This is a genomic window from Amycolatopsis sp. cg5 (assembly GCF_041346955.1).
Taxonomy (GTDB): Bacteria; Actinomycetota; Actinomycetes; order Mycobacteriales; family Pseudonocardiaceae; genus Amycolatopsis.
Genome location: NZ_CP166849.1, coordinates 1,731,752 through 1,748,371, shown reverse-complemented (window position 1 = coordinate 1,748,371; position 16,620 = coordinate 1,731,752). Strand labels below are relative to the sequence as shown.

The 16,620-nt window shown below is 69.0% G+C and carries 12 protein-coding genes; 4 read left to right on the top strand and 8 right to left on the bottom strand.

Going from position 1 to position 16,620, the window contains the following annotated elements; translation table 11 throughout:
- Window positions 1-2 precede the first annotated feature (2 nt).
- On the bottom strand, window positions 3-1,484 hold the full coding sequence (locus AB5J62_RS08010; RefSeq protein WP_370950205.1) for a chitinase: 1,482 nt from the start codon (window positions 1,482-1,484) through the stop codon (window positions 3-5).
- A 142-nt stretch (window positions 1,485-1,626) separates the two neighbouring features.
- Between AB5J62_RS08010 and AB5J62_RS08005 the strand changes: the two genes are divergently transcribed.
- Window positions 1,627-4,005 carry a Tex family protein gene (locus AB5J62_RS08005; RefSeq protein ID WP_370947494.1) on the top strand — a complete coding sequence of 793 codons (2,379 nt, stop codon included), beginning with the start codon at window positions 1,627-1,629 and terminating at the stop codon, window positions 4,003-4,005.
- Window positions 4,006-4,165: 160 nt separating this feature from the next.
- Here AB5J62_RS08005 and AB5J62_RS08000 read toward each other — a convergent pair whose 3' ends face one another.
- Together AB5J62_RS08000 and AB5J62_RS07995 are read right to left on the bottom strand one after the other, a co-directional pair.
- Window positions 4,166-4,936 carry a 2-keto-4-pentenoate hydratase gene (locus AB5J62_RS08000; RefSeq protein WP_370947493.1) on the bottom strand — a complete coding sequence of 257 codons (771 nt, stop codon included), beginning with the start codon at window positions 4,934-4,936 and terminating at the stop codon, window positions 4,166-4,168.
- A 71-nt stretch (window positions 4,937-5,007) separates the two neighbouring features.
- Entirely contained in the window at window positions 5,008-6,717 is a 1,710-nt protein-coding gene (locus AB5J62_RS07995) for an acyl-CoA dehydrogenase (protein WP_370947492.1), read from the bottom strand.
- 242 nt (window positions 6,718-6,959) lie between these two features.
- On the opposite strand from AB5J62_RS07995, the gene AB5J62_RS07990 reads away from it, so the two are divergent.
- Together AB5J62_RS07990 and AB5J62_RS07985 are read left to right on the top strand one after the other, a co-directional pair.
- On the top strand, window positions 6,960-8,561 hold the full coding sequence (locus tag AB5J62_RS07990; RefSeq protein ID WP_370947491.1) for a DEAD/DEAH box helicase: 1,602 nt from the start codon (window positions 6,960-6,962) through the stop codon (window positions 8,559-8,561).
- 129 nt (window positions 8,562-8,690) lie between these two features.
- Window positions 8,691-9,884, top strand: a complete 1,194-nt coding sequence (locus AB5J62_RS07985) for a cytochrome P450 (RefSeq protein ID WP_370947490.1) — start codon at window positions 8,691-8,693, stop codon at window positions 9,882-9,884.
- A gap of 319 nt (window positions 9,885-10,203) precedes the next feature.
- Here the strand turns inward: AB5J62_RS07985 and AB5J62_RS07980 are convergent, their stop codons facing one another.
- The 4 genes from AB5J62_RS07980 to AB5J62_RS07965 form a co-directional block, all read right to left on the bottom strand.
- Complete coding sequence (locus AB5J62_RS07980) at window positions 10,204-11,136, bottom strand: acyl-ACP desaturase (protein ID WP_370947488.1); 933 nt, start codon at window positions 11,134-11,136, stop codon at window positions 10,204-10,206.
- A 69-nt stretch (window positions 11,137-11,205) separates the two neighbouring features.
- A complete protein-coding gene (locus AB5J62_RS07975; RefSeq protein ID WP_370947487.1) occupies window positions 11,206-12,081 on the bottom strand; it encodes an ABC transporter permease in 876 nt (291 codons plus the stop codon).
- Window positions 12,068-12,850 carry an ABC transporter ATP-binding protein gene (locus tag AB5J62_RS07970; RefSeq protein WP_370947486.1) on the bottom strand — a complete coding sequence of 261 codons (783 nt, stop codon included), beginning with the start codon at window positions 12,848-12,850 and terminating at the stop codon, window positions 12,068-12,070. Before AB5J62_RS07970 ends, AB5J62_RS07975 begins: the two co-directional genes overlap by 14 nt.
- A 13-nt stretch (window positions 12,851-12,863) precedes the next feature.
- Window positions 12,864-13,925: an ABC transporter substrate-binding protein gene (locus tag AB5J62_RS07965; RefSeq protein ID WP_370947485.1), complete on the bottom strand. Its 1,062-nt coding sequence runs from the start codon at window positions 13,923-13,925 to the stop codon at window positions 12,864-12,866.
- Between the two features lie 258 nt (window positions 13,926-14,183).
- Between AB5J62_RS07965 and AB5J62_RS07960 the strand changes: the two genes are divergently transcribed.
- Window positions 14,184-15,770 carry a sensor histidine kinase gene (locus AB5J62_RS07960; RefSeq protein WP_370947484.1) on the top strand — a complete coding sequence of 529 codons (1,587 nt, stop codon included), beginning with the start codon at window positions 14,184-14,186 and terminating at the stop codon, window positions 15,768-15,770.
- A 5-nt stretch (window positions 15,771-15,775) separates the two neighbouring features.
- On the opposite strand, the gene AB5J62_RS07955 is transcribed toward AB5J62_RS07960, so the two are convergent.
- Complete coding sequence (locus AB5J62_RS07955) at window positions 15,776-16,618, bottom strand: type 1 glutamine amidotransferase domain-containing protein (RefSeq protein WP_370947483.1); 843 nt, start codon at window positions 16,616-16,618, stop codon at window positions 15,776-15,778.
- Window positions 16,619-16,620 lie beyond the last annotated feature (2 nt).

Genomic DNA, 16,620 nt, shown 5'->3' with positions numbered 1-16,620 from the left:
AATCAAGGCAGCGTGGCCAGGTTCGCGCTCACCGAGTTGGCGAACGCGTAGCCGTTCGAGGCGTCCCAGTTGATCGACCAGGTCATCGCGCCCCTGATCGTCGGGTACGTCGTCGACGGCTTGAAGCCACCGCAGCCCGTGCCCTTGGCCAGGCAGTTCAGCGCCGCGTTGACGTTCGACGGCGACTGGTAACCGCCGCCCGCGGCCGAACCCGAAGCCGGCAGGCCGAGCCCGACCTGGTCGGCGCGCAGGCCGCCCTGGAGCTGGATGCAGGCCAGCGAGGTCAGGAAGTCGATCGAGCCCTGCGAGTACACCTTCTGGTCGCAGCCGAGCATCGCGCCGCTGTTGTAGTACTGCATGTTGACGATCGTCAGGATGTCCTTGATGTTCAGCGCCAGCTTGAAGTACTCGGCGCCGGTCGACTGCATGTCGATCGTCTGCGGCGCCATCGTGATGATCTTGCCGCCGCCGTTGTAGATGCTGCGCAGCGCCTGGCCCATGTAGGTGCTGTTGACGCCGTTCTCGAGGTCGATGTCGACGCCGTCGAAGCCGTAAGCCGAGATCAGCGACTTGATGCTGTTCGCGAAGTTGGTGGCCGAGTTGGAGTCGCCGACGCTGATCGTGCCGTTCTGGCCGCCGACCGAGATGATGACCTTCTGGCCACGGGCCTGCACGGTCTTGATGTCGGCCTTGAACTGGGCGTCGGTGTAGCCGCCGAGTTTGCTCGCCAAGCCGGGGTCGAGGGTGAAGCTGACCGCGCCCGGCGTCGTGGTCGCGTCCGCGAAGGACACGGCGATGATGTTGTAGGACTTCGGGACGTCGGCGATCTTCAACGCCTTGGCGCCGTTGTCGAAGTTGTGCCAGTACCCGGTGAGCACGTGCTTCGGGAGCGTGCCGTCACCCGGCGGGTTGCTGGTCGTGGTCGTCGTCGGCGGGTTGCTCGTCGAAGTGGTGGGCGACGAGGTGGTGGGCGTGGTCGGCGTGGTGGTCGGGGTGCCGCCGGGACCGTCGAGGTTGACGTCGTCCGCGAAGTACGCGGGCTGGCCGTACCAGCCGTGCAGGTAGATGGTGACGCTCGCGGTCGCCGAGCCCGTCTTGAACTTCAGCGAGAGCTGCGTCCACGAGCCGGTGGTGGGCGTCCAGGTGCTGGTGTCGGTCGTGCCGGTGCCGGTGACGCCGAGGTAGGTGTACGAGCCCTGCACCCAGGCGCTGAGCGTGTAGTCCGTGCTCGCCTTGACCGCGACCGTCTGGGAGCACTGGGCCTTGTCCTGGCCCGCGGGCGCCGCGGTGAGCGCGCCCGATCCGCTGTGCACCGGGCTGCTCACCAGGCTCGCGCCGCCGGTGCAGGACCAGCCGCTCAGCGAGCCGACCTCGAAGCCGGGGTTGGTCAGCAGGTTGGCCGCCGAGGCGTTGCCGGTGAGCGCCAGCGTCAACCCCAGGCAGAGCGCTAGTGAGGAGAACAAGGCTACGAGCGCGTGTTTCATTTTGAGCACAGCGGACCTCCACAGCGACGGGGTGGTGCACTCAAAATGGACTAGACCAATCTGATCGGTCAAGGAGGTGTCGGAGAGGGGCCATCCGAATGTCGGGAACCCGACAACGGCAGAATGGCGAGCCGGAACACCGATGCGGATCAGGAGCGTGGCAGTGGCTTTGCAGACGGTCGAGCAGAAGATCGCCGAGGAACTCGGTGTACGCGAGGGGCAGGTCAAGGCGGCCGTCGACCTCCTCGACGGCGGATCGACCGTGCCGTTCATCGCGCGGTACCGCAAGGAAGCCACCGGCATGCTGGACGACACCCAGCTCCGCACGCTGGAGGAGCGGCTCCGCTACCTGCGGGAACTCGCCGAGCGCCGGGTCGCGGTGCTCGAATCGATCCGCAGCCAGGGCAAGCTCGACGAGGCCCTCGAAGCGCAGATCATGGCCGCGGACACCAAGTCGCGACTGGAGGACATCTACCTGCCGTACAAGCCGAAGCGCCGCACCAAGGCGATGATCGCCCGCGAGGCCGGGCTCGAGCCGCTGGCCGACGGCCTGCTCGGCAACCCGGACACCGACCCGCACGCTGCCGCCGCGGTGTTCGTCGACGCCGACAAGGGCGTCGCGGACGCGCAGGCCGCGCTCGACGGCGCCCGCTCGATCCTGGTCGAGCGCTTCGCCGAAGACGCCGACCTGATCGGCGAGCTGCGCGAGAAGATGTGGGGCCAGGGCCGTCTCGCCTCGAAGGTCCGCGAGGGCAAGGCCGAAGAGGGCGCCAAGTTCTCCGACTACTTCGAGTTCGACGAGCCGTTCACCAAGATGCCGTCGCACCGGATCCTCGCGATGTTCCGCGGCGAGAAGGAAGAAGTGCTCGACCTGACCGTCGAGCCGGAGGAGCCCTCCGAGGAGCCCCGCGTCGGCCCGTCCGACTACGAGACCCGCATCGCGCACAAGTTCGGCATCGCCGCCAAGGGCCGCCCCGGCGACAAGTGGCTGACCGACACCGTCCGCTGGGCGTGGCGCACCAAGATCCTCGTGCACCTGGGCATCGACCTGCGGATGAAGCTGCGCCAGTCCGCCGAGGACGAGGCCGTGCGCGTGTTCGCCGCCAACCTGCGCGACCTGCTGCTCGCCGCGCCCGCGGGCACCCGCGCGACGCTGGGGCTCGACCCCGGCTTCCGCACCGGCGTCAAGGTCGCGGTCGTCGACGACACCGGCAAGGTGGTCGACACCGGGGTCATCTACCCGCACGTCCCGGCGAACAAGTGGAACGAATCGCTCGCCACGCTCGCGAAGATGTGCGCGACGCACAAGGTCGACCTGATCGCCATCGGCAACGGCACCGCCTCGCGCGAGACCGACAAGCTGGCCGGTGAGCTGATCAAGAAGTTCCCCGACCTCAAGCTGACCAAGGCGGTCGTGTCGGAGGCCGGCGCGTCGGTGTACTCGGCGTCGGCGTTCGCCGCGCAGGAGCTGCCCGGCATGGACGTCTCGCTGCGTGGCGCGGTCTCGATCGCGCGGCGCCTGCAGGACCCGCTGGCCGAGCTGGTGAAGATCGACCCGAAGTCGATCGGCGTCGGCCAGTACCAGCACGACCTGTCCGAGGTCTCGCTCTCGCGCTCGCTCGACGCGGTCGTCGAAGACTGTGTGAACGCGGTCGGCGTGGACGTCAACACGGCCTCCGCGCCGCTGCTGACCCGCGTTTCGGGCATCACGACCGGCCTGGCGGAGAACATCGTCAGCCACCGCGACCAGAACGGCCCGTTCCGCTCGCGGCTCGCGCTGAAGGAGGTCGCGCGGCTCGGCCCGAAGGCGTTCGAGCAGTGCGCCGGCTTCCTGCGCATCCCCGACGGCGACGACCCGCTCGACTCGTCCTCGGTGCACCCCGAGGCGTACCCGGTCGTCCGGCGGATCCTGACCACCACCGGCAAGGACATCCGCGCGCTGATCGGCAACACGCGTGAGCTGCAGTCGCTGAAGCCGCAGGAGTTCGTCGACGAGACGTTCGGTCTGCCGACGGTCACCGACATCCTGGCCGAGCTCGACAAGCCGGGCCGCGACCCGCGCCCGGCGTTCAAGACCGCGGTCTTCGCGGACGGCGTCGAGAAGATCTCGGACCTCAAGCCGGGCATGCGGCTCGAAGGTGTCGTCACGAACGTGGCCGCGTTCGGCGCGTTCATCGACGTCGGCGTGCACCAGGACGGCCTCGCGCACGTCTCGGCGCTGTCGAAGAACTTCGTGAAGGACCCGCGCGAGGTCGTCAAGCCCGGCGACATCGTGAAGGTCAAGGTCCTCGAGGTCGACATCCCCCGCAAGCGCATCTCGCTGACGCTGCGGCTCGACGACGAGCCCGGCCAGTCGCAGCCGCAGGACCGCCGCAGCGGCGGCCAAGGCGGCGGTCAGCGTCAGGGCGGCCAGCAGCGTCGCGGCGGCCAGCAGCAGGGCCGTGGCGGCGGCAACCGCGACCGCGCGCCCCAGGGCGGCTCACTCGCCGACGCACTCCGCAAGGCGGGCTACGGCAAGTAGAACCTGGATAAAGCGGGCTTTACTTCGCGGAGTAAAGCCCGCTTTATCCCCGGGAGTAAAGCGGGCTTTATCCCGGTCCTAAACGAAGCTTGCCTCGACCTTTACTTCGCGGAGTAAAGCCCGCTTTATCCCCGGGAGTAAAGCGGGCTTTATCCCGGTCCTAAACGAAGCTTGCCTCGACCTTGCCCAGGTCCCCGAAGTCGGCGACGACGTGGGCGCCGGGCGCGGTCGGGCAAGGTTTGGTCGCGGTGCCCGTCGTGACGACGTCGCCCGCGCGGAGCGGGTGGCCGTAGCGGTGCAGGTCGCCGACCAGCCAGTGCAGCGCGACGCGCGGGTCGCCGAGCACCTGCGCGCCCGTGCCACGCGCGAACTCCGCACCGTCCAAACGCAACACGACCTCTTGCGACGGCAGGTCGACGTCACGCCAGCCCGGCACGTCCCGGCCGACGACGAACCGTGAGCTGCACGCGGCGTCGGCGAGCAAATGCACCAGACCGACCTTCGCGTACTCGAAGTACCGCGAATCCGGCATCTCCAGCGCGAGGAACATCGAGTCGACGGCGTCGAGCACCTCGTCGAGGCCGTATTCCTTGCCTGGCACCAAATCCTCGCGCATGCGGAAGGCGAACTCGGCCTCCGCGACGGCCATGGTGAGACTGTCCGCGGGCACCGGCTCGCCCTCGTCATGACGGAAACGGGTGAACAACCGGCCGGGAAACGGCCCGTCGACGCCGATGTGCGCCTGTCCCAGCGGCGTCGTCGCCGCGATCTTCCAGCCGTAGTGCGGCCCAACGAGCTCGGCGAGCTTGTCCTGCACGGCCATCGCCTGCGCCGCGTCGGCGGGGCGCACGTCCTCCGGCAGCGCCTCGAGCCGATTCCCCGCCTGCCAGGCCTCCCACAGCAACGCTGCCGCGCGATCTTCGGAGTTCATCCCGCCAAGGGTCGCGGGGGTCGTGAGTGGCACGGCCGGTTCTAACCGGCCATACCACTCACGACCGCTTTCTAGGCGTTCATCTCGTAGGCGCCGGACAGGTCGCGCACGCGCGCCCAGACCGACTCGAAGCGCTCGGCGTCCACGACCGGCTTGCGGATCGCGGCGAGCGCGAGCTCCTGCTGCTTGTCCGTCGAGCTGGACTTGCCGTGCAACTCGACCGCGGCCGCGCTGAAGTCCTGCACGAAGGTCGCGAAGATCTGGTCGACCACAGCGGCGTCGAGACCCACCAGCTCGGCCTGCTCCAGGATCAGCTGCCCGTACACGACCAGCGTGAACAGCTCGGTCAGCGCGAGGCCGAAGTCGAGGTCGGCCTGCTGCGCCTCGTCCGGCGTGGCCTGGGTGAGGATGCCGACCAGCGCCTCGGCCTGCTCGGCGAACCTGGCGACGTTCGGGATGGCCGACGCCTTGGTGTACGCCTCGCGCCAGTCGTGGAACCGGACCTTCGACAGGCCGCGCGCCGGGCCCTGGCGGAACAGGAACTCGTCGTCCGTAGCGTCCGAACGCGTCGGAACCGGTTCGTAGGACTCGGGCGCGAACAGGTACGCGGGCATGAACTTGGCGATCAGCGCCAGGTTCACCGCGACCGTGCCCTCCAGCTTGGGCAGGCCGTCGATGTCGTTCTTGGCCATCGCGAGGTACGTGTCAGCCTCGAAACCCTTGGCCGCCACCACATCCGCGACCAGGCCGATGACCTTCTGCGCCTCGGTGGTCACCTTCATCTTGGTGATCGGGTTGAACAGCAGGTACCGGCGGTCGTCGGGGCTCGCGGTGCGGAAGTAGTCGACGGCGCGGTCGGAGAACAGCTTCATCGCCGTCAGCCGCGCGTACGCGTCGACGAATTCCCTGCGCACGTGGGGGAAATCGGTGACCGGCTTGCCGTACAGCACCCGGTTGTGCGCGTGCGTGATGGCTTCGTACAGCGAGTGCGTCGCCATGCCGATGCCGCCGAAGCACAGGTTGAACTTGCCGATGTTGACCGTGTTCAGCGCCGCGCTGAACGCGTCGGCGCCGGTGTGCAGGATGTCCTCGGCGTGCACCGAGTAGTCGTCGAGCCGGAACTCGGCGACGTACATCTGCGACGGCACCACGTTCTTGACCACGTGGTAGTTCGGGTGATTCGAGTCGGCGTAGAAGAAGACGTACTGGTCCTGGCCCTCGACGCCGTCGATGCGGCCGAACACCGAAACGGTGCCCGCGCAGTTGCCGTTGCCGATGTAGTACTTCGAGCCGTTGGCCCGGTAGCCGCCGTCGCCGTCCGGCGTGAGCACCAGATCCGACGAATAGATGTCGGCGCCATGCTCCTTTTCGGACAGTCCGAACGCCGCCACTCCCCCGGCCTGCAACGCTTCCGCCGCGCGCTTGCGGGCGACCTCGTTGCCGCTCTGCCACACCGGGCCGAGGCCGAGCACGGTCACCTGCATCGGGTACCAGTAGTTCAGGCCGTAGAAGCCGAGGATCTCCGAGAGCTCCGCGACGCGGCTGGTGTCCCAGCGCTTGTCGGGGTTGCCGTCGGCGTTGGCCGCGGGCGTGAAGAAGGTCGAGAACAGGCCTTCCTTGCCTGCGAACTCCAGGAAGTCCGCGTAGAAGGTCTTGTCGTGGTAGTCCGCGACGAGCTTGCGCTTGCCGCGCGACTCGAACCAGTCGATGGTCGCGCGCAGCAGGCGCCGCGTTTCCGGGTCGAACCGCTGCGGGTCGTAGCCATTCGGGTTCAGCAACATCGCATTTAACTCCCACGCTCGATTACTGGGCAGTAACTTAGCACGGCAAGCAAGGTCACATACCTGTCACGATCGGATGCTTTATACTGATCACACGGTCCGCTCCGTTCTGCCTCGGGCCGTGTTTCGTTGTCGACTACCACGCGCCGCGGCCGACGAGCACCACTCCGACGGTCTGCGCCGGGCAGGACAACCCTTCTCGACTTATGGAGACCCAGGGTGCGAGAGCGCCCGAAAACCCTATGAACGCATTCGCTGAACTCGGCCTGCCCACGACGCTGGTCACCGCGCTGTCCGCCCAGGGCATCGACACCCCGTTCCCGATCCAGGCGGCCACGCTGCCGCACTCGCTCGAAGGCCGCGACGTGCTCGGCCGCGGCCGCACCGGCTCCGGCAAGACCTACGCCTTCGTGCTGCCCGTGCTCGCCCGCCTGTCCCAGGGCCCGACGCGGCGCAAGCCGTTCCGCCCGCGCGCGCTGATCCTCGCGCCGACCCGCGAGCTGGTCACCCAGATCGAGGCGTCCATCGCCCCGCTGGCGAAGGCGCTGCAGCTCAAGGTCACCACGATCTTCGGCGGCGTCAGCCCGAACCCGCAGATCACCGCGCTGCGTGACGGCGTCGACATCGTCGTCGCCTGCCCCGGCCGTTTGCTCGACCACATGCAGAGCGGCAACGCGAAGCTCGACAACATCGACATCACCGTGCTCGACGAGGCCGACCACATGGCCGACCTCGGCTTCCTGCCCGCCGTGCGCCGCCTGCTCGACCAGACGCCGCCGCGCGGCCAGCGCCTGCTGTTCTCCGCGACGCTCGATGCCGGCGTCGACGTGCTGGTCAAGCGCTTCATGAACGACCCGGTCACGCACAGCGTCGACTCGGCCCAGTCGCCGGTCGACGCGATGACCCACCACGTGCTGCACGTCGAGGAGACCCACCGGTTCCCGGTGCTGGTCGACCTGACCGCCGCGCCCGGCCGCACGCTGGTGTTCACCCGCACCAAGCACCGCGCGAAGGCGCTCACCCGCAAGCTCAACGCGAACGGTGTCTCGGCCGTCGAGCTGCACGGCAACCTCGGCCAGAACGCCCGCACCCGCAACCTCGCCGCGTTCACCGACGGCACGGCGAAGACGCTGGTCGCCACCGACATCGCGGCGCGCGGCATCCACGTCGACGACGTCACGCTGGTCATCCACCACGACCCGCCCGTCGAGCACAAGGCGTACCTGCACCGCTCCGGCCGCACCGCCCGCGCGGGCGCCAGCGGCACGGTCATCACGCTGATGACCGACGAGCAGGTCGCCGACGTCCGCGACCTCGCGCGCAAGGCGGGCATCAAGCCGACCACCACGCAGCTCGGCCCCGGTCACCCGCTGCTCGCGGAGCTCGCGCCCGGCGAGCGCAAGTTCGCCACCGTCAAGCAGGCGACGAACCGGACCATGCCCAAGCAGGTCTCGGCCAGCGGCAAGGCACTGCCCGAGAAGGACGAAAAGAAGCCACGCCGTGGCGGCGCACCTGGCCGCGGCCGTGGTCGCGCCGGTCAGCCGCAGTCGCAGGACCAGCCGCGTCGCGGTGGCCAGCCTCGCCGCGGCGGCTCCGGCGGCGGCGCGCAGGGCGAGTCCCGGCGCGGTGGCGCGGCCGGTCAGTCTTCGCGTGGCGCCTCTTCGGGCCAGGCGGCTCGCGGTTCCTCGTCCGGCCAGCCTTCGCGTCGTGGCACCGCGGCCGGTTCCGGCCAGGGCCAGGCGAAGGGCCGTGGCCAGTCCGGCGGCGGCGCACCCGCTCGCCGCGGCGGCGCGGCGGCGTTCTCGTCGGGCACCCGCGCGGGCTCCCGCCGCACCGGCCGCTGACGCTCCCCTTATTCAAAGGTCGGGGATAAAGCCCGCTTTACTCCCGGGAGTAAAGCGGGCTTTATCCCGTCTGGATGTCTGGCCGGATGGCCCTTGTCCTGGCGTTCCACGGGCTGCGACGGTGAAGTCGTGCCTCTTCTGGACTTCACCTCCACTGACATGTATCCCGCGCTCGACCGGCTGCGCACGGAAGAACCGGTCCACTGGAGCCCGGAGCTGAACTCGTGGGCGATCACCCGCTACGCCAACATCGCCGCCGCGCTCCGCGATCCCCGGCTGGGTTCGGGCAGCATGACCGAGCTGATCGACCGGCTCCCCGAAGCGGATCGGCTGCGGCTGAAGCCGTTGCGCGACTCGATCAACCTGTGGATGGGTGGCACCGATCCGACCGCCCACAAGCGGATGCAACGGGTGATCAAGCGGTACTTCATGTCCCGCGAGCTGATGGCGGCGCTGCGCCCGCGCGTCCAGGAGATCACCGACGAGCTGCTGGACGAGCTGATCCCGCGCGGCGGCTGCGAAATCGTCGACGACCTGGCTTATCCGCTGCCCGCGCGCGTGATGGCCGAAATGCTCGGCATCCCCGAAAAGGACCGCGACCTGCTGCCGCGCTGGTCGCGTGACATCACCGCGGTGTTCAGCCAGATCGACGTGCCCAAGCTCCTCGAAAGCCAGCAGAGCATCGTCGAGATGTCGGACTACCTCCGCGAGGTCGTCGCGGACCGGCGTCGACAGCCCCGCGAAGACCTGATCAGCCTCCTGGTCGCCGCGCACGACAAGGGCGACATCGTCAGCGAAGACGAGATACTGGCCAACTGCGTGCTGCTGCTGTTCGCCGGGCACGAGACCACCGGCGGCCTGATCAGCGCGGGCCTGAACCTGCTGCTGCGGCACCCGGATCAGCTGAAGGCGCTCCGCGCGGACATGACGCTGCTGCCCGGCGCCATCGAGGAGATGCTGCGCGTCGACGGCCCGGCCTCGCTCACCACGCGGTTCTCGAAGGAACCGGTCGTGATCCACGGCCAGGAGATCGACGCGGACCAGCACCTCTACCTCGTGCTCGCCGCCGCCAACCGCGACCCCGAGTACTTCGACGACCCGACGCGGTTCGACATCACCCGCACCGGCAACCGCCACCTGTCGTTCGGGCAGGGCCTGCGCTACTGCCTCGGCGCCACGCTCGCCCGGCTGGAGGCCGAGATCTGCTTCACCTCACTGTTCGACAGGGTGGACGAAATCACGCCACACCCGGACGGAGCCACCCGCGAACGGCGCGGCCCCTTCGTCAGCGCGGTCACCGCGGTCCCGGTCACCTTCGGCTAGCTTCGCGCGCGGCGGGCGGCTTCGGGAACCGCACGAACGGGGCTTTTGTCACGCTCAAGGGAATGAACGTGGCTTGTGTGTGCTGGGTGGGTGACAAGGGCGCCCCTTGTCACCCAGAGCGTTGCAAGGGCGGCCCTTGTCACGTACCTAGGGGAACGTGCTCGAGCGAGTGGAAGAATTTCTGCATCGAACGGAGCAAACCTTCCACTCGCGCCGACCCCGGCCGGACCGGCGGGCGTGCCGACTCGTCAGGTACGCGTGCCGACTCTCGGGGTACGGGGTCGTGAGTGTTTTGACCGGTTAGAACCGGCCGTACCACTCACGACCTTCGGGCGGCTTCGCGCTCCAGCATCGTGGCGCGGCGGTCTTCGAAGCGGGTGGCCTGCGCGTCGAGGTTCTCGAGGAACTTGGCGAGCTCGTCGCGCGCGGTCTCGCCGACCTCGCCGAGGCCTTCGAGCTCGAAGACCTTCCAGTGGCGCAAAAGCGGCCAGATCACGTCGTCGTGGTGGATGCGCAGGTCGTAGATGCCCGCCTTGGCGATCAGCGCGGCCTTGCGCACGAAGCTCGGGATGATGTGCCCCGGCATCGCGAAGCCGACGACCTCGTCGGTGATCGCGCGCATCATCTCGTCGGGCTGAAGCTGCAGCGAAGCCGTCACCAGGTTGCGGTAGAAGACCATGTGCAGGTTCTCGTCCGTCGCGACGCGCGCGAGGAGCTTCTCGCAGAACGGGTCCTCGGTGTACCGGCCGGTGTTGCGGTGGGACAGGCGGGTCGCGAGTTCCTGGAACGACACGTACGCCATGACGTGCAGCAACGGCTTGTCGCCGCTGTCGTAGCCGGTCTGCATGACCTGCATGCGGGCGCGCTCCAGCTCGACCGGGTCGACGGCCCTGGTGACCAGCAGGTAGTCGCGGATGGCGATGCCGTGGCGGCCTTCCTCGGCGGTCCAACGGTGCACCCAGGTGCCCCAGGCGCCGTCGCGGCCGAAGGCGCGCTCGATCTCGCGGTGGTAGCTGGGCAGGTTGTCCTCGGTCAGCAGGTTGACCTCGAGCGAGGTCCGCGCGATCGGCGAGACCTTCGACTGCTCCGGGTCCCACGCCTCGCCGCCGAGGTCGGCGAAGTTGCGCCCCTCGCTCCACGGGACGTACTCGTGCGGCATCCATTCCTTGGCCGAGACCAGGTGGCGGTTCAGGTTCTCCTCGACCGTCGATTCGAGGTCGAGCATCAGGCGGGTCGTCGGCTCAAGGGCCATCGCGGGTCCTTCCTCAGTGGGGGCAGGACCCAAGTTACGGCACCGTAAGTTACGGTGCCGTAAGTGTGACTAGAATCCGCCAAGTCCCCGGGACCTGAGCACCGCCTTCTCGATCGGCCGGAACACGATCAGCTCGATACCGACGCCGACCAGCAAAATCAGGAAGATCGCGGCCATCACCGTCGGCATGTCGTTGAACGACGAACCCTGGTTCAGGTAGGCGCCGAGCCCGATTCCCAGCTGCGGAGACAGCGCGATGAGTTCCGCGGCCATCAGCGAACGCCACGAGAACGCCCAGCCCTGCTTCAGCCCGGCCAGGAAGCCGGGCAGTGCGGCCGGTAGCAGGATGTGCCGCGCCGAAGCCAGCTTCCCGGCGCCCATCACCTGGCCGACCCTCGGCAGGATCGGCGGGATCTGGTCGATGCCGCCGACCAGGCCGTTGGCGATGGACGGCACGGAGCCGAGCAGCACGACGAAGTAGATCGCGGCGTCGTTGATGCCGAACCACAGGATCGCGGCGGGCACCCAGGCGACCGAAGGCAGGCTCTGCAGGCCCGAAAGCAGCGGGCCGATGGCCGCGCGGACCAGGCGGACCTTGGCCACGAGCAGGCCGAGGGGCGTGCCGATCAGCACCGCGACGGCGAACCCGAGCACCGCGCGGTGCACCGACGTCCAGACGTAGCCGAAGACCTTGGCGTCGGCCACCCCGCTCCAGAACTCGTCCCACACCGCGAGCGGCGCGGGCAGCTGGAACTCCGGCCAGATCGCCGCCGCCCACAGTGCCTGCCAGAGCGCGATGAACAGCCCGAACGCCACCAGCGGCGGCAGCGCGGTGCGGGCGAACCGCACCACGGTCCGCTCGCCGCGCTGGGTGGTCGGGGTGTCGAGCGCGTCCAGGCCTGCCTCGACCGCCGAAAGATCGGCGGAGCGGTCAAGCTGCGGCATGGGTGCTGATCACCTCTCGGAGCCTGACCGTGATCTCGTCGGTGAGGCTCTCGTCGTCGAGCCGGGTGTCCCACTCCTGCACGACCCGGCCGGGCCGCGAGGAGAGCAGGACGACGCGCTGACCCAGGCGGACGGCCTCGCGGACGTCGTGGGTCACGAACAGCACGGCGGTGCCGGTGCTGCGGTAGACGCGCAGCAGCTCACCCTGCATGACGTCGCGGGTGATCGCGTCGAGCGCGGCGAACGGCTCGTCCATCAGCAGCAGCGCCTGCTCCGGCTGGCCGTCGACCCGCAGCGTCGCGGCCAGCGCCCTGGCGAGCGCGACGCGCTGGCGCATGCCGCCGGACAGCTCGTGCGGGCGCTTCGACCCGACCCCGCCCAGCCGGACGAGGTCGAGCAGCTCGGCGGCCTTCTCCTTGCGCTCGGCGCGGCCGAAACCGGCCAGGCGCAGCGGCAGCTCGACGTTGCGGGCGGCCGTCAGCCACGGCATGAGCGCGGCTTCCTGGAACATCACCGCCGGCCGCGAGGTGGTGAGCTTGATGGCGCCTTCGGTCGGCTTGTCGAGCCCGGCGACCAGGTTCAGCAACGTGCTCTTGCCACAGCCGGACGCGCCGAGCAGGCAGACGAACTCGCCGGGCGCGACCTTCAGGTCAAGTCCGTCGAGCGCGGTGACCGCGCGGCCGGACTTGCCGAAGACCTTGCGCACACCGGTGAGTTCGACCGCGGTGCCGGCAGCGGTTTGGGGCAGGCTTGCGAGTGTCGCGCTCATCGGTGGTTCTCCCCTACTTGGTCAGTCCGGCGGGTTCCACGGCGGGTTTTCCAGCGGCCTTGAGCACTTCGTTGAGCGGACCGAAGTCGGCGAAGCCCTTGAGGTCGGCGACGGTCTTGACGACGCCCGCGGTCACCGAGTCCTTGGCGAGCTGGCCGAACTGACCCGAGACGGGGTCGAGGCCGAGCTCGATGTTGCCGAACGCGCGGTCGAGCACGGCCGCGCTCAGCGAGCTGCCCGCGAGTTCCTTCAGCGCGTCGTTGACCGTGGTCTTGGCCTCGGCCTGGTTGGCGCCGGCCCAGTCGATCGCGGCCGACTCGCCCTTGATGATGGCGCGGACGGTGTCCGGGTGCTGCTGCAGGAACTCACTGCGCACGATGACGACGGTGGACGGGAACCGGCCACCCGGCCACAGCGCCTTCTCGTCGACGAGCACCTTGGCGCCCGCGTCCTGCACCAGGCGCGAGGCCCACGGCTCCGGCAGCCAGCCGCCGTCGACCTCGCCCTTCTTGAACGCGTCGAGCGTCTTGGGGTTGTCCAGGTTGGTGATCTTGACCTGGTCGGTCAGCTTGTTCTCCGACAGGTACTTCTTGAGCGCGACGTCCTGGGTGTTGCCGAGCTGCGGGGTCGCGACGGTCTTGCCCTTGAGCTGGTCGGCCGAGGTGATCTCGGGCTTGACGACCAGCTGGGCGCCGCCGGACACCGCGCCCGAGACGAGCTGAATGGTGCCCTTGGACTTGGTGAAGGCGTTGATGGCCGGGCCGGAGCCGATGAACGCGACGTCGAGCGAGTTGCCGAGCAGCGCGTTGACCTCGTCGGGGCCCGCGTTGAAGGTCTGGGTGGTGAGCTTGGTGCTGCCGAGTTCCTTCTTGAAGAAGTCCTTCTTCACCCCGATCAGCGCGGGTGCGTGCGTCACGTTCGGGAAGTACCCGATGCGGACCTCGGCCGCGGCGGTGTTCTGGCTCGCGGCGGCGGGAGCGGGGTCGCTGTCCGCACGCGTACACGCGCTTAGGCCTGCCGACAGCGCCAATGCGGCGAGTGTGGTGGTCAGCAGTCGAGTTCGGTTCTTACGCACGGCGCGAGACTCGCACGGTCATGCAGTCGAGTGCACGGTCATCCGCATCGCGAGAAAATCATCGAGTTCTCTTGACAAGGGCAGCGCTCACTGGTTCAGCAATAGTGAGACATCACCGAACTCGTGCCAAAGATAGCGATGTTCCAACGCCTCTTGATAGGCCTTCTCAACCACTGAGGCGCACGCCCCGTTTCCCGGCGGCCACCTGGGCGCGGCTAGCGCGTGCAAGATCCCCAGGACACACCCTAAACTCCGCGGGTGCCGGGGAGCGGGGGTCGAGAGCGATCGCACGGCGTCGTGGTCGCCGCCACCCTCGCCTTCGGGGTGACGCTCGGCTTCCTCGCGGTGATCATCAAGACCAGCGACCCCAACCATTCGGCGCTCGACACGGCGCTGTCGACGACCACGGGGTTCCTCTATCTCGGCGCGGGCGCGACGGCGTACGCGAGGCGGCCGTCGAACCGCATCGGGCTGCTGATGACGCTGGTCGGGCTGCTGTTCTTCACCGAGGACTTCAAGCTCTCGACCAACCCGGTCCTGTTCACCATCGGCATGCTGTTCACCAGCGCTTCGAGCCCGGCGGTCGTGCATCTGGTGCTGGCGTTCCCCGACGGGACGCTCAAGTCGCGCTGGGAACGCCTGCTCGTGGTCAGCACCTACGTCGTCGCCTTCGGGTGCGCGCTGGCGATCATGCTCTTCAACGACTCACGGGGCCTCACCCCGCCACGCGAGCCGAACCTGCTGCTGATCACCTCGGACGACGGCGTGGCGCTGGTGTTCCAGCAGGCCCTGACCGTGATCGGCACGCTCATCGCGGCCGGCGTGGTCGTGGTGCTGATCTACCGCTGGGCGACCGGCAAGCTGCCGCAGCGCAAGCTGCTCACCCCGGTGCTGGCGATCGCGCTGATCGGCGCCATCACGTCCGCGGTCGGTGGCCTGTTCGGTCCGCTCGGCCCGGCCGGTCCGGCCGTCCAGAACCTCTACCGGATCACGTTCTGCCTGTGGCCGCTGGCCTTCCTGCTCGGGGTGCTGCGGGCCCGCGTCGGGTCGGCCGAGCTGGCCAGGCTGCTCGCCGACCGCGACGAGGGCAGGCTGACCGCGCTCGTCAAGGACGACGCCGTCTGGCAGGACAGCCATTCGTACGACGCGCTGACCGCAGCGGCCGGGCTGGTGCGCGACAACCAGCGCCTCGCCGCGGAGCTGGAGAAGCAGCTCGCCGAGGTCCGTGAATCGCGGGCGCGGATCGTGTCGGCCAGTGACAACGAACGACGGCGGGTCGAACGCGACCTGCACGACGGCGCGCAGCAGCGGCTGGTGAGTGTGCTGCTCAGCGTGCGGATGGCGCGCCAGCGGTTCGACGGGTCGCTCACCCCGGAACTCGACGAGGTGCTCACCTCGACCGCCACCGAGTTGCAGGTCGCGATCACCGAACTCCGTGAGCTCGCCAGAGGAATCCGGCCGCGCATCCTGACCGAGGACGGCCTGATGCCCGCCATCCGTTCGCTGGCCGAGCGGGTTCCGTTGATCATCCAGCTGCACCTCGGCGAGATACCCCGGCTGCCCGACCCGGTCGAGCTGACCGCCTACTTCGTCGTTTCGGAAGCGCTGACGAACACTCTCAAGCACGCGCGGGCGTCGCGAGTTTCGATCGAGGTGGTCGTCGACGGCGAGGTGCTGCGGCTGGAGGTCACCGACGACGGTGTCGGCTGCGCGGAGCTGAACGTCGACGGCACCGGCCTGAGCAACCTGCGCGACCGGGTGCGCGCGCTCGACGGGGAGCTGATCGTGCACAGCGCGGCCAAGGCCGGGACCAGCGTCCTCGCCGCGATCCCGCTGGGGTCGTGAACGGCTCAGGCCTGGAGTTTCGCGGCGAACCGCTTCGCGAAGGTGTGGACGTCGCCCGGCCAGCGCGCGGAGACGTACTGGCCGTCTTCGACGACGAAGGCGGGGCGCTCGTCATCGAGACGATCACGGACGCGGCCGCTGCGCTGGACGGGGTCCGCCGTGTCGAGGAAGTCCGACGGGGCGGCGAGCGCCCTGGTGACCTCCTGCTGAACCGACATGTACCCGTCGGGCTGGCCTGGCTCCTCGCGGTAGGTGCGGTAGTAGTCGCGGTCCCAGAAGCGGGTCACCCTGGCGACCTGCCAGGCCTTGCGCTCCAGCGCCCAGGTCAGCGCCGTCGTCTTCCGGCCGTGCAGCACGGACCGACCGGTTTCCGGGTCGACACTGCGCGCGGCGAGCAGCACGCCGTGACAGACCGCGGCGACCGGGAGCCCGCGCCGGAACGCGGCCACGACGGCCGCCCGCAGTACCGGGCTCTCCAGGTACTCGCGCATGCCGCGGGCGCGATGCCCGCCGGGCAGCAGCAGCCCGTCGACGGCCGCGATGTCGATCTCCGGCCACCGGATCGGCGAGTTCCACGCCGGATCGTCCACCAGCGCGGCGTGAGCGGACCTGGCGACCGGGTCGGCACGCAGTACGCGGCCCAGCAAGGGAAAACGGCGCAGCGCCGGAACGGCGCCCCAGAGGTCGAGGCCCTCGCCGGTCACCATCAGCTCGTCACAGCTCGCCTTGGCTCCGTCCGGCGTCGCGAAGACGACGCGGTGCCCGGCGTCGGTGAGCACGCGCCAGCTGACCGCGACCTCGGACGGGTCGGAGTCGCGGGACGGCACCGGAATGAGCGCGGTCGGCATGG